This window comes from Streptomyces sp. NPDC026062 (genome assembly GCF_055568375.1).
The window spans coordinates 73,399-85,516 of the sequence record NZ_JBVHOQ010000038.1 but is presented as its reverse complement, the minus strand read 5'-3'; the positions used below and the strand labels follow the sequence as shown (position 1 = coordinate 85,516).

General features: G+C 72.0%; 13 protein-coding genes. 6 read left to right on the top strand and 7 right to left on the bottom strand.

Annotated elements, in window-relative coordinates; all coding sequences use genetic code 11:
* Window positions 1–185: 185 nt before the first annotated feature.
* Together ACZ4LX_RS29175 and ACZ4LX_RS29170 are read right to left on the bottom strand one after the other, a co-directional pair.
* A complete protein-coding gene (locus ACZ4LX_RS29175) occupies window positions 186–527 on the bottom strand; it encodes a hypothetical protein (protein WP_467649889.1) in 342 nt (113 codons plus the stop codon).
* A 267-nt stretch (window positions 528–794) separates the two neighbouring features.
* The gene (locus ACZ4LX_RS29170; protein WP_467649814.1) at window positions 795–1,817 is read right to left on the bottom strand and encodes a LacI family DNA-binding transcriptional regulator; all 1,023 of its coding nucleotides are present in this window, start codon (window positions 1,815–1,817) and stop codon (window positions 795–797) included.
* Between the two features lie 178 nt (window positions 1,818–1,995).
* On the opposite strand from ACZ4LX_RS29170, the gene ACZ4LX_RS29165 reads away from it, so the two are divergent.
* Window positions 1,996–2,463, top strand: coding sequence for a type II toxin-antitoxin system PemK/MazF family toxin (locus ACZ4LX_RS29165; protein WP_467649815.1), 468 nt, complete (start codon window positions 1,996–1,998; stop codon window positions 2,461–2,463).
* 112 nt (window positions 2,464–2,575) lie between these two features.
* On the opposite strand, the gene ACZ4LX_RS29160 is transcribed toward ACZ4LX_RS29165, so the two are convergent.
* The gene (locus tag ACZ4LX_RS29160; RefSeq protein WP_467649816.1) at window positions 2,576–3,418 is read right to left on the bottom strand and encodes a TIGR02452 family protein; all 843 of its coding nucleotides are present in this window, start codon (window positions 3,416–3,418) and stop codon (window positions 2,576–2,578) included.
* 147 nt (window positions 3,419–3,565) lie between these two features.
* Between ACZ4LX_RS29160 and egtA the strand changes: the two genes are divergently transcribed.
* The 4 genes from egtA to egtD are packed head-to-tail and all read left to right on the top strand — an operon-like array spanning window position 3,566 to window position 7,942.
* Entirely contained in the window at window positions 3,566–4,882 is a 1,317-nt protein-coding gene (gene egtA, locus ACZ4LX_RS29155; protein ID WP_467649817.1) for an ergothioneine biosynthesis glutamate--cysteine ligase EgtA, read from the top strand.
* On the top strand, window positions 4,879–6,228 hold the full coding sequence (egtB, locus tag ACZ4LX_RS29150; protein ID WP_467649818.1) for an ergothioneine biosynthesis protein EgtB: 1,350 nt from the start codon (window positions 4,879–4,881) through the stop codon (window positions 6,226–6,228). Before egtA ends, egtB begins: the two co-directional genes overlap by 4 nt.
* The gene (egtC, locus tag ACZ4LX_RS29145; protein ID WP_467649819.1) at window positions 6,228–6,983 is read left to right on the top strand and encodes an ergothioneine biosynthesis protein EgtC; all 756 of its coding nucleotides are present in this window, start codon (window positions 6,228–6,230) and stop codon (window positions 6,981–6,983) included. The genes egtB and egtC overlap by 1 nt, the downstream gene beginning before the upstream one ends.
* Window positions 6,980–7,942: an L-histidine N(alpha)-methyltransferase gene (gene egtD, locus ACZ4LX_RS29140; protein ID WP_467649820.1), complete on the top strand. Its 963-nt coding sequence runs from the start codon at window positions 6,980–6,982 to the stop codon at window positions 7,940–7,942. Before egtC ends, egtD begins: the two co-directional genes overlap by 4 nt.
* Here the strand turns inward: egtD and ACZ4LX_RS29135 are convergent.
* From ACZ4LX_RS29135 to ACZ4LX_RS29125, 3 genes are all read right to left on the bottom strand, one after another.
* Complete coding sequence (locus tag ACZ4LX_RS29135; protein ID WP_467649821.1) at window positions 7,885–8,733, bottom strand: lysophospholipid acyltransferase family protein; 849 nt, start codon at window positions 8,731–8,733, stop codon at window positions 7,885–7,887. The genes egtD and ACZ4LX_RS29135 overlap by 58 nt on opposite strands.
* Entirely contained in the window at window positions 8,730–9,587 is an 858-nt protein-coding gene (locus ACZ4LX_RS29130; RefSeq protein ID WP_467649822.1) for a GNAT family N-acetyltransferase, read from the bottom strand. The genes ACZ4LX_RS29135 and ACZ4LX_RS29130 overlap by 4 nt, the downstream gene beginning before the upstream one ends.
* A gap of 251 nt (window positions 9,588–9,838) precedes the next feature.
* Window positions 9,839–11,095, bottom strand: a complete 1,257-nt coding sequence (locus tag ACZ4LX_RS29125) for an extracellular solute-binding protein (protein WP_467649823.1) — start codon at window positions 11,093–11,095, stop codon at window positions 9,839–9,841.
* Between the two features lie 202 nt (window positions 11,096–11,297).
* On the opposite strand from ACZ4LX_RS29125, the gene ACZ4LX_RS29120 reads away from it, so the two are divergent.
* Window positions 11,298–11,513, top strand: a complete 216-nt coding sequence (locus ACZ4LX_RS29120; protein WP_467649824.1) for a dodecin — start codon at window positions 11,298–11,300, stop codon at window positions 11,511–11,513.
* Window positions 11,514–11,562: 49 nt separating this feature from the next.
* Here the strand turns inward: ACZ4LX_RS29120 and ACZ4LX_RS29115 are convergent, their stop codons facing one another.
* Entirely contained in the window at window positions 11,563–12,051 is a 489-nt protein-coding gene (locus ACZ4LX_RS29115; protein WP_467649825.1) for a phosphatase domain-containing protein, read from the bottom strand.
* Between the last annotated feature and the right edge of the window lie 67 nt (window positions 12,052–12,118).

Here is a 12,118-nt window from a genome sequence, read left to right as displayed (position 1 = left end):
GCACCCACCCCAATACGACAACGGCGGTCCTCAAGACCACAACCGGGTCTTGAGGACCGCCGTCACGCACAGGCCCGAATTAACCAACAGCGTCCATACGGTCGCGGCCGGGCCCCGCCGCCGCGGTGCCTTTACGTGGCGCCGGGCGCCGACCGCAGGGGCCGGGCGCCGGGGGCGGGACGGCTTCAGTCGTCCGGGTTCCGCTCCGAAACGCGGACCGAGAGTCCGTAGTCGAGCTCGGATCCGTCGATCAGCAGCGCCTCGACGGTCTGGGTCGCGGGGTCGATGTCCGCCACCATGCCCTCGCCGGCGTAGCGGGGGTACCCCGATTCGCCGGTCTCGCCCGTGGCGACCACGACCGCCGAGCGGATGGCGGCGCCGGGCCGGACGCTCCCGACGGCACGGCTGCCGGAACGCTCGGCGCCCGAGTCGCCGGCGCCCGTGCCCTCGGCATGCGAATCCTTGGGGCCCGTGCCCTCGGCGTCCGTCGGCTCGGCGGCCCGGTGCGCGGCCTCGGAGGCCTCCAAGTCCTCCGTGTGCGGATCCTCCGCACCGGCATCGCTCGACCCGGCGTCGCCGGACGCGGAGCCACGGGCCCCGGAGCCACTGGAACCGGGATCGCCCGGCCCCGGTTCCCCGGCGCCGGAATCGTTCGTGCCTGCTCCGTTGCCCGCCGTACCCCTGCCGTCGGCGAACGCGGGGACCAGCAGGATCTCGTAACTCTTCGGATGGCTCATGGTCATGACGCTAGGCAAGGGGCGTCCGACGCGCATGTCGCCGCGCTGGCGGCCGGTTCAGCTCGATTCGCGGTGAATGGTCCTCGCCCGCAGCAGGTCGTGCCGTTCCGGTTCCGTCCCGGGGTGCCGCACCAGCCGGTCGACGAGGTCGGCCAGCGGCTGAACCGTGGCCATTTCCATCCGTACGCTGCTGAGCCTCGGCCGCAACAGCCTTCCCAGCATGGAGTCGTCCGCGCCGACCACGGCGGTCTCCGCGGGCACCCCGATTCCGGCGTCCTGAAGGGCCCGCATCAGCAGCATCGCGTAGCTGTCGTCGTACGCGAAGACGGCGTCCAGACCGAGCGAGCGCCAGCGGGTGGCCAGGCCGGCAGCCGATTCCTCCGTGTACCGCAGCGGAAGCTCCTCGATCCGGGCGCTGCCGGCTGCGGCGGCCTGACGGGCGCCGGTCAGCCGGGGCCCCGAGAACAGGGCGAGACCGGGCTCCTCGGGCATCACCACGCCGATCCGGCGCCGGCCACGCTCCATCAGGTGCCGGACGGCACTGCCTCCCACCTCCCGCTGATCCGTGATCAGCGCATGGGCGCCCGGCACCGGTTGTGACCCCAGAGTGATGACCGCCTTCGCGCCGGAGCGCCGGAGCACGGCGATGTTCCGCGGGGCAAGGGGAACCGACCCGGGCGCGATGACGGCGACCGGCCGCAGTTCGGCCCAGGCGCGGACGGCGTCGTCCGGGTCCAGGCCGATCGAGCCGTACTGGACGACGGTGTAGTCGAGGCGGCGCAGGCCTGATTCCAGCCCGTGCAGGAAGCTGCGATGCAGCTGCTCGGAGGGGAGGTTCGCGGTCGGCAGGAGTACCACGCGTGAGTGTCCGGCGCGCAGACTGCGGGCGGCCGCATGCGGTACGTAGCCGAGTTCGGTGGCGGCCTCCCGCACTCGGCGGCGGGTCGGATCGCTGATCCGTACGGTCGTGTTGTTGTTGAGTACGTACGACACGGTGGCCCGGGAGACGCCGGCGAGCCGCGCCACGTCGGCGCTGGTCGGAACGGGGCCTTCGGCGGGCTGCTCGGTTAACTGGTCCATGGCGTCGGGCAGTCTTCCAGACCGGTCCGGCACGGGGACGCGCCGGGGGCCGGAGCGGATGTGAACCCCGGGTCGAGGGTCGTGTCCCGCCAGGTACGGGCATGACGTGCTCGCGGTCCCCCGCCCGTTCGGCGGACCCGCTCCACGCGGGGAACCGTGCAGGTCCTACGGTGTTGCGATGACAATCCAGCACCGCAGCGACAGCAATGACGGCACCGCCGCCCTCCCCGGCCAGGCCGGCCCGACCGCAACTTCCCAGGCCGACCCGCGCGATGTGGGCCCCGTCCGCACCTCGTACGCCCCCGACCGGGACGGCGACCCCGATCCGGGCGAAATCGTCTGGACCTGGGTGCCGTTCGAGGAGAACGACGGGCGCGGCAAGGACCGTCCGGTTCTCGTGGTCGCCCGTGAAGGGGCAGGCACCCTGCTTGCCGTACAGCTGTCCAGCAAGCAACACGACCAGGACCGGGAGTGGGTGGCGCTGGGAGCGGGCCCCTGGGACAGTTCCGGCCGCCCGTCCTGGGTCGATCTGGACCGGGTGCTGAGGGTGCACGAGGACGGCATGCGGCGTGAGGCGTGCGCACTGGACCGGGACAGGTTCGACCTGGTCGTCGGGCGGCTGCGGGAGCTCTACAACTGGCGGTGACGGCCGTCGGTGCCCGTCACGGCGGCCCTCGGCCCATGTGCCGCGGCGGGCCCGCCGACCCGAACGGTCCAGACCCGCGGGACCGTCCGGCGTCGAAGCCTATGGCTCAACCTCAGCGTGAGAGTTGACCCTCATCGGCGAACGTACGGTCGAAGGCGGCCCTGACCGGCGAGTCGTCGTTGCGGACCAGAATCCCGAAGACGATCTGCTCGAAGTGGCCCGCGAAGCGGCCACCGTCCGTGAGCAGGCCGCGGAAGGCGCCCGCCACCTCGGCGGGGTCGTTGCGGAACACACCGCATCCCCAGGCGCCCAGCACCAGCCTCCGGTAGCCGCGCACCGCCGCGACCTCCAGCACCCGTTCGGCGCGCGAGGCGAGGGCGGCGGGGATGCGGTGCGCGGACTCCGGGGCCCGGCTTCGGATCACCCCGGCGTTGGGGGCGGGCGAGGTGAGGAAGCCCACCGTGTACGGGGTGTCCAGCAGCCGGCCCCGGTCGTCCCGGAAGACGGGTACGCCCGGTGAGTGGATGACCCGGTCGGTGTAGAAGGCGCTGCGCTCCGCCCGATGGCGGGCGTAGTACTCGGGGGCCCGCAGCAGCGTGGCGTAGAGGGCGGAACCCCGGCACAGGGCCTCCTCCTGCGCCTGCGCCCCGTTGAGATAACCCCCGCCGGGGTTGCGGGCGGAGGCGTAGTTCAGCACGGCGACCTTGCCCGGTCCCTCGCCCGTCAGCCGGGCGGCCGCCCGGAGGCTGCTCTCGCCGGTGACTTCGACGCGCGGTGTCCGGTTCCCGTCCAGTGCCGCCACATGCACCGGCTCGGGGCCGTACAGCCTGGTTCCCGACAGTGCCGCGGCCAGCGCGCGCTCGATGCTGACCTCGCGGCCCCGCGGTGTGCGGTAGTGCCCCGCCTCGACGATGGTTTCGGTCTCTCGCGCGATGCCGCGCAGCCGGGCGCTCACCGGCCCTCCCCCTTATGGTGCATACGGGGCATCCTCATCGCCCGCACGGCGGGGACGCAAGTGATTTTCCGTCGCACAAGGGCACTCTTGTGCGATCTCCCGACAGGGGTTTGGGTAGAACGGACGCACCGGAACAGGAGGCCCGGCATGTCATCCGACACACCTGGCGAACACGGTCCGCCCGAACAGGCCACGCCCATCGGCGAGGGCGAGGCGGAGGACTTACTGCACGGTATCTGCTTCAAGACAGGACCGCCCAGCATCGTGGGAGTCGAGCTCGAATGGCTCCTGCACCATCGCGATCTGCCCCACGTTCCTGTCCCGCACCACCGTCTCGACGCGGCCGCCACGGCCGTGCGGGCGCTGCCGCTGAACGCGGCGCTCACCTTCGAACCCGGCGGCCAGCTGGAGCTCAGCTCGCGCCCCGCCGCATCGCTCATGGCGTGCATCAACGAAACAGCCGCCGATCTCGTCGCCGTACGTGACACCCTCGCCCGGCTGGACCTCTCCCCGGCCGGGTACGGCGTCGATCCCTGGCATCCGCCGCACCGGCTGCTGCGCCGGCCCCGCTACGACGCCATGGAGTTCGCGCTCGACCGGTCGGGCCCGGCGGGCCGGGCCATGATGTGCACGACCGCGTCCGTCCAGGTCTGCCTGGACGCCGGGGAGGAGGAGCCGGGACCGCTCGGTTACGGGCGGCGCTGGCAGCTGGCCCATCTGCTGGGCGCGGTGCTGGTGGCGGCGTTCGCCAACTCGCCGTTCCGGCTGGGCCGGCCGACGCCATGGCGGTCGGCGCGTCAGTCGCTGTGGGCCGACCTCGATCCGCTGCGCACGCTGGCCCCGGCCGGGCAGCTGCCGCCCCGGGACGCCTGGGCCGCCCACGTCCTCGACACACCCGTCATGTGCATCCGGGGCGACGAGGAACCCTGGGCCGTGCCCGAGGGGCTGACCTTCCGTGACTGGATCCGCCGGGGGGAGCCCCGGCGCCCGGACAGGACCGACCTCGACTACCACATCACCACGCTGTTCCCGCCGGTACGCCCGCGCGGACATCTGGAGCTGCGCATGATCGACGCGCAGCCCGGTGACGACGGCTGGATCGTGCCGCTCGCCGTCACCGCTGCCCTGTTCGACGATCCGGAGGCCGCCGAGACCGTGTACCGCACCGTCAAACCCCTGGCCGAGACCGCGGGGCCGCTGGCCGCGCCGCGCAATCCGCTCTGGACCGGGGCCGCCCGCGACGGGCTGACCGATCCGGAGCTGCGGGCTGCCGCGTCCGCCTGCTTCGACCTCGCCCTGGAGGCACTGCCCCGCAGGGGCGCGTCGAGGGCCGTCCAGGACGCGGTGGCCGGCTTCCGGGACCGCTATGTGGCCCGGGGCCGCTGTCCGGCCGACGACCTGCGGGGACTGCTGACGACCGGCCGGCACCACGGTCCGGCTCACCCGAAGGGGACCCTCTCATGACCGACTCCGCCGCGCCTTCGCCGTACGGGCCGCAGAGCCCGGACGTCCCGGACCCCGAGGCGCTCCGGGAGCGCGCGCTTGCCGCGCTGCTCACCGCCAGGGAGCGCACCACGCTCCTCACCGACAGTGTCGACGACCGTGAACTCACCGCTCAGCACTCGCCGTTGATGTCGCCGCTGGTCTGGGACCTCGCGCACATCGGCAACCAGGAGGAACTGTGGCTGCTGCGCGGCATCGCCGGCCGCGAGGCCATGCGTCCGGAGATCGACGGCCTCTACGACGCCTTCGAGCACCCCCGGGCCACTCGCCCGTCGCTGCCGCTGCTGGCGCCCGCCGAGGCCCGCGCGTACGCGTCGGAGGTACGGGGCCGGGCTCTGGACGTACTGGAGTCCACGCCGTTGGGCGGCCGCCCGCTGGTGCGGTCCGGATTCGCCTTCGGAATGATCGCCCAGCACGAACAACAGCATGACGAAACGATGCTGATCACTCATCAGCTTCGTTCGGGTCCCGCCGCCCTCAGCGCTCCTGAGCCGCCCGGGCCTGCCGACGCGGCCGCCCTTCCGGCTGAAGTCCTGGTCCCTGGCGGTCCGTTCATCATGGGTACGTCGACCGAGCCATGGGCGCTCGACAACGAGCGCCCCGCGCACCCGCGTGAGGTCTCCGGCTTCTTCATCGACACCGCACCGGTGACCTGCGGGGCCTATCTGGCGTTCATCGAGGACGGCGGCTACACGGAACGGCGCTGGTGGGCGCCGGCGGGATGGGCGATGGTGCGTGAACACGATCTGGCGGCGCCCCTGTTCTGGCACCGGGACGCCGGGCAGTGGCTGCGCCGCCGCTTCGGGGTGACCGAGCCGGTCCCGGCCGACGAGCCGGTGCTGCACGTCAGCTGGTACGAGGCGGAGGCGTACGCCCGCTGGGCCGGGCGCAGGCTCCCCACCGAGGCCGAGTGGGAGAAGGCGGCCCGCCACGATCCGGCCTCCGGGCGCTCCCGGCGCTTTCCGTGGGGCGACGCCGACCCGACTCCGGAGCGCGCCAACCTCGGGCAGCGCCATCTGCGTCCGGCACCGGCGGGAGCATACGCGGCCGGGCGTTCACCGTCCGGCGCCGGGCAGCTGATCGGCGACGTGTGGGAGTGGACGTCGAGCGACTTCCTGCCCTATCCGGGATTCGCCCCGTTCCCGTACCGCGAGTACTCGGAGGTCTTCTTCGGCCCGGAGCACAAGGTGCTGCGCGGCGGCTCGTTCGCCGTGGACGCGGTGGCCTGCCGGGGGACCTTCCGCAACTGGGACCTTCCGGTTCGGCGCCAGATCTTCTCCGGCTTCCGCACCGCCCGGAATGCCTGATGTGCCGTCATATCGCTTATGTGGGGCCGCCGGTACCGCTGAGTGTGATCCTGACGCAGCCGGAGCACTCACTGGTCCGGCAGTCCTGGGAGCCGCGTCGGCAGCGCCACGGGACCGTCAACGCGGACGGTTTCGGAGTCGGCTGGTACGCGGACGGGGATCCGGTGCCGGGACGGTACCGCCGCCAGGGCCCCGTCTGGGGCGACCAGACCTTCGCCGATCTCGCCAGAGTGGTGCGCAGCCACGCCGTGCTCGCCGCGGTCCGGGATGCCACCGAGGCGGATCCCGACGGTGAGGCGGCGGCCGCGCCCTTCAGCGAGGACGGTGTGCTCTTCAGCCACAACGGCGCGGTGAGGGGCTGGCCCGGATCATTGGCACCACTGGCGGCTGCCCTGCCTCCGGCCGATCTGCTGAGGCTCACCGCCCGCTGCGACTCCGCGCTGGTGTGGGCCCTGATCCAGCACCGGCTGACGACGGGCGCCGCACTCCCGCAGGCCGTCTCCGACACGGTGCGGGAGGTCGCCGAGGCCGCGCCGGGCTCCCGGCTCAACCTGCTCCTCACCGACGGCCGCACCATTGTGGCGACGGCCTGGGGAGACAGCCTGTCGTATCTGGCCGAGCCCGGCCGCCACACGGTCGTCGCCTCGGAGCCGTACGACGACGATCCGCGCTGGCGCGAGGTCCCCGACCGCACACTGCTGACGGCCACCCGCTCCGATGTCCTGCTCACCCCGCTCAAGGAGCCCACCGAGTGAGTCCCTTTCTGCTGACCCGAACCCTGCCGGCGGACGCGACGGACGCGGCGCTGCGCGCCGATGTGCTGCACGGTCTGACCGGGCACCCCAAGACGCTGCCGCCCAAGTGGTTCTACGACGCCCGCGGCAGTGAACTGTTCGAGGAAATCACCCGACTGCCCGAGTACTACCCGACACGGGCGGAACGGGAGATCCTGATCGACCGGGCGGCGGAGATCGCCACCGCCTCCGGTGCCCGGACGCTCGTGGAGCTGGGCTCGGGGTCGTCCGAGAAGACCCGGCACCTGCTGGACGCCCTGCCGGAACTGCACAGTTACGTGCCGGTCGACGTGAGCGAGAGCGCGCTGCGGGGCGCGGCGCAGGCGCTGCTGGAGGAGCGGCCTGAGCTTTCCGTGCACGCGCTGATCGCCGACTTCACCGCGGAACTGTCGCTGCCCGCCACTCCGGGCCCCCGGCTGGTCGCCTTCCTCGGCGGCACGATCGGCAATCTGCTCCCCGCCGAGCGGGCCGCGTTCCTGTCGTCGGTGCGGTCGCTGCTCTCCCCCGGTGACACGCTGCTGCTCGGCACGGACCTGGTGAAGGACCAGGAGGTGCTGGTCGCGGCCTACGACGACGCGGCCGGGGTGACGGCCGCGTTCAACCGGAACGTCCTGTCGGTCGTCGACCGCGCGCTGGGCGCGGACTTCGCGCCGGACGACTTCGAGCACGTGGCCCGGTGGGACCCCCGGCACGAGTGGATCGAGATGCGGCTGCGGGCCCGCCGGGAGCTCACCGTCAAGATTCCCGAACTGGGTCTGCTGGTGTCGTTCGAGGCAGGTGAGGAGGTGCGGACCGAGGTTTCGGCCAAGTTCCGCAGGGACGGTGTACGCGAGGAACTCGCCGCTGCCGGAATGCGGCTGATTCAGTGGTGGACCGACTCGGCGGGCAGATTCGCCCTGTCGCTGGCCACCGTGGACTGAGCCAGTGCGGCCAGTGCGCGGCGGTCGGGGACACTGCCCGCGGGGATCGGCGCCATGACGTGGATCTCGGCGGTCAGCCCGGCCGCCCGCACGACCCGCCACAGCGAGGCGGTCAGCGGATCGTCGCCGACGAACGCGGCGGCTCCCGCGGCGCCCCGGCACCCCTCGGGAGCGTCGAGGTAGCGGATGCGGACGGGCTGGACCTCGGCCCCGGCGTCGATCGCCGCCTGGAAGGCGGCGGGCCGGAACCGGCCGCCCGTCCCACGGCCGCACCATGTGCTTCCTTCCGGGAAGACCACGGCCCGCGCCCCGCCCCGCAGCACCGAGGCGAGGGCGTGCACGGTCGCGGGCAGTGCGCGCAGCCGTTCGCGATCGACGAAGAGGGTGCCGCCGAGCGCCGCGAGTGGCCCGAGCAGCGGCCAGTTCCTGACGTCGCTCTTGGCGAGCATCCGCCCGGGGCACACGGCCGCGACCAGGGGGATGTCGAGCCAGGAGATGTGGTTGGCGACGACAAGGACCCCCGCCCCGGCCCGGCGGATGTCCGGCTGCCTGCCGATGACGCGCACGCGTACCCCGAAGGCGCGGACCACCCCGCGCGACCACGCCCGGATCAGCCGGTCCCGGCAGGCCCGGCCCAGGAGCAGGGCGGGCGGGACGCACAGCACGCCGGTGAGGGTGAGTGCGCACCCGGCGAGCAGCAGGGCCCCCGCCGGGACACAGTGGCGGACGGTCCCCTCGTGGACGGCGCAGCCGGGCGGGGTGCAGGGTGAGGCGGGCAGCCAGGCGCTCACTGCTGCGGGGCGAGCGAGAGGAAGTGGCGCAGGTAGCGCGGGTCGGTGCCGCGCAGCGACAGCAGTACGTACAGGTCGGCGACGTTGAATTCGGGGTCGTGCGCGGGTGCCCCGCAGACCCGTGCGCCGAGCCGCAGATAGCCGCGCAGCAGGGCGGGGAGCGAGGAGAGCCCTCGGGGACCGTCCGGGAGGCCGGCCGGGGGCTGCCAGAGGCGGTGCGGCGAGACCCGGAACTCCTCGGGTGCCAGGTGCTTCGTCCGTACGGTCTCCCAGGCGCGGGTGGCCGCCGCCCCGCCGTCGGAGAGGGGTATCGAGCAGCAGCCGGCCAGCCAGTTGTGCCCGCTGCGCTCCAGGTAGCGGGCCAGACCGGCCCAGATGAGTGCGATGACGGCGCCGTCGCGGTGGGCCGGGTGGACGCAGGAGCGGCCGACCTCGACGAGGTCGTCCCGGACGGGCGCGAGCCGGGCGAGGTCGAACTCGCTCTCGGCGTAGAGGCGTCCGGCGGCACGGGCCCGCTCGGGCGGCAGCAGCCGGTAGGTGGCGACGACCTCTCCGGTGGCCGTCTCCCGGACCAGGAGATGGTCGCAGTACGCGTCGAAGGCGTCGCTGTCCAGGCCGGGTTCGGGACCGTCCGGCAGGGCGCCGAACTCGGCCGCGAAGACCTGGTGGCGCAGCCGCTGGGCGGCGCGTATCCCGGCCTGGTCCACGGCGAGGGAGACCTGGTAGCGCGGCGGTCCGGCGGGGGCCGCCCGCTCGGGGCGGCGCACCGGAACGGACGGTGCGGCAGCGGGCGGGGTGGTTGCGGGCGGGACGGTTGCGGGCGGGGTGGGGGAAGCGGTGGGCAGCACAGGCATGACGGACTCCGGGGACGGGTCGGCAGGGGCGGCTGCCGGGCCTCCGCACCGATGCGGGGGCCCGGCCCCTCCTACTTCTTCCGTGACCGGCTTGATTCGACGTGACCGCCATGGAGAGGCGGGATGTGCGACGGCTGAATCCTCGCGGCGCAGGGGGGCGGTCCCGCCGAAGCCACCGCGGTGCGGGGCGGGGGGCAAGAGACAGGGCGCGGCAGGCGGGACTCGGGACCGTTCAGCGGACGCCGGGCAGGTCAGCTGCCCGCGAGCAGCTCGGTGATCTTCTCGGACGCGGTCTTCGCCTCGGTCGCCGGGTCTCCGCCCTGGAGGACCGCCGTCATGTACGGCTTGATCGGGTTGGCCGCCTCGACGGCCGCCCACTGCGGCGAGTTGGGGGTCGCATGGCCCCGTGCGGCGCCTGCGGCCATCGCCGCGGTGCTCTCCTCGCCCTCGATGACATGCGCCAGGGAGTGCTTGTTGGGCACGTAGCTCATGGTCTTGGCCAGCTCCTCCTGCCACTTCGCCCCGGCCAGCGCCTTGATGACCTCGAACCCCGCACTGCGCTGGTTCGCCTTCTCCGGGATGATCAGGTCGGAGCCGCCGGTGAACACGGACCCGGGCGCCTTCGCGGTCTTGCCGGGTATCGGGAAGTAACCCAGCTTTCCCTTGAGTTCGGGATTGGCCTTCTCGATCAGCGTCGCGCTGCTGGGAGTGGAGATGATCTGCGCGACATTCCCCTTCGCGAACACGTCGCTCTGCGGGGGCTTTTCCTCGTCCGCGTCCTTGGGCCCGTCACCAAGCGCCTGGAGCTCGGAGTAGAAATCCATGCCCTTGAGCGCGGCGGAGGTGCCCAGAACACCCTGCCAGTCGCCGCCCTTGTCGCTGGCGAGTTCACCGCCTTCGTCCCAGATGAATCCGGCGAGTACGTACCAGTTCTGGCCCGGCAGATACATGCCCTGATTGCCGTTGTGATTCAGCTTTTCGCTGTCCTCGATCCACTGGGCGCGCGTCTTCGGCGGGCTCTTGATTCCCGCCTGCTCGAACAGGTCCCGGTTGTAGATGACGACGCGGTTGGCCGCGTACCACGGGATTCCGTACTGGACACCACCGATGCTGCCCGGCTCGGCGAGGCCGGGCAGCCAGTCCTCGCTGCCCAGGTCACGCATCGACTCCAGAGTGAGGTCGCGCAGGTTGCCGCTCTGCGCGTACTGGGCGACCTGGGTGTTCCCGACCTCGATGACGTCCGGTGTGTCCTTGCCGTTGAGAGCTTCGAGAACCTTCGGTCCGATTCCGCTCCAGCTCTGAATCTTGAACTCCAGCTCGACCGAGGAGTGCTCGTCCTCGTACGACTTCTTGAAGCGTTCCAGGAAGTCGGCGGTGACGCTGTCCTTCATCAGCCAGACCGTGACCTTCTTGCTGCCCGAACCGCCCGAACCAGGCATCACTCCGCACCCGCCCAGCGCAACGGTGGAAATCAGGGCGATGGCTCCGACAAGCGTGCGGTTCTTCACGAGGGTCACCTTCTGCGAAACGGCAGGACAAGACTGCGGACCCGGTGTGGGGGACTGCGGGCTGCGCTCGCACGGGCGTGGCTGGATTTTGGTATGGACCAATAATTTGGTCAAGGGGCGTTCCGGGTGCGCGCCCCCTTCGCGACCCCTCGCGAACCGAGCCGAGGTGGGGCACCTTGGTAAGGACGAGAGGGGACATACCATGCCGAATCACACGTATCGCGTCACCGAGATCGTAGGAACCTCCCATGACGGCGTCGACGCGGCCATCCGCAACGGCATCGCAAGAGCTTCGGAAACGTTGCACAATCTCGACTGGTTCGAGATCACTCAGGTGCGTGGACAGATCAAAGATGGCCGAATCGAGCACTATCAGGTCGGCCTGAAAGTGGGATTCAGGCTCGACGACAAGGAGTGACGACCTGCTCCGGACCACGGCACCGCGGAGCAGCGGCTCCCGCCTCGGTTCAGGTGCGCCCCTCGCGCTCCTGGGCGTCCTTCAAGGCGGGCGAGGACTGCGCCCAGCGGGCTCGCACCACAGTGAATCCGGCCAGTTCGGCGGCGTCGCAGACCAGCTCGTCGTCGTCCACCAGCATCCGCACCGTGCGCTGCCGCCCCAGCCGCCTCAGGGTCTCCAGCTTGGTCCTGCGGGCCGGCCGGCGGTCGTCGTCGCGCCGCATGTGGAGCCGCCCCTCGGGCAGCCCCTGACGCGCCAGCCAGGCCAGGGTGTCCTCGCGACAGCGCTCCGGCCGGCCGGTGAGGTAGACGACCTCGCACTCCTCGGCACTGCTCACGGCGAGACGTACGCCTTCGGGCAACGGCGGATCGTCGGGCGCGGCGGAGAAGAACCCCGTCCAGTCCCGCCGGGCCCCCTCCAGGAAGTGCTGGCGGTGAGCGGTGTCCGCGAGTGTGCCGTCCAGATCGAATACGGCCAGCGGCCGCGCGTCTTCTCTCATGGGCCCAGCAAACCAATACGGGGAGGTGTCCGGCGATCCGGCGCGGCGTCAGGCGGTCACACCGGCC

Coding starts and splice junctions, on each gene's coding strand:
- ACZ4LX_RS29120 (WP_467649824.1), top strand. CDS start 11,298: ATGCCGAATCACACGTATCGCGTCACCGAGATCGTAGGAACCTCCCAT.
- ACZ4LX_RS29115 (WP_467649825.1), bottom strand. CDS start 12,051: ATGAGAGAAGACGCGCGGCCGCTGGCCGTATTCGATCTGGACGGCACA.
- ACZ4LX_RS29165 (WP_467649815.1), top strand. CDS start 1,996: ATGACAATCCAGCACCGCAGCGACAGCAATGACGGCACCGCCGCCCTC.
- egtB (WP_467649818.1), top strand. CDS start 4,879: ATGACCGACTCCGCCGCGCCTTCGCCGTACGGGCCGCAGAGCCCGGAC.
- egtA (WP_467649817.1), top strand. CDS start 3,566: ATGTCATCCGACACACCTGGCGAACACGGTCCGCCCGAACAGGCCACG.
- ACZ4LX_RS29130 (WP_467649822.1), bottom strand. CDS start 9,587: ATGCCTGTGCTGCCCACCGCTTCCCCCACCCCGCCCGCAACCGTCCCG.
- egtC (WP_467649819.1), top strand. CDS start 6,228: ATGTGCCGTCATATCGCTTATGTGGGGCCGCCGGTACCGCTGAGTGTG.
- ACZ4LX_RS29170 (WP_467649814.1), bottom strand. CDS start 1,817: ATGGACCAGTTAACCGAGCAGCCCGCCGAAGGCCCCGTTCCGACCAGC.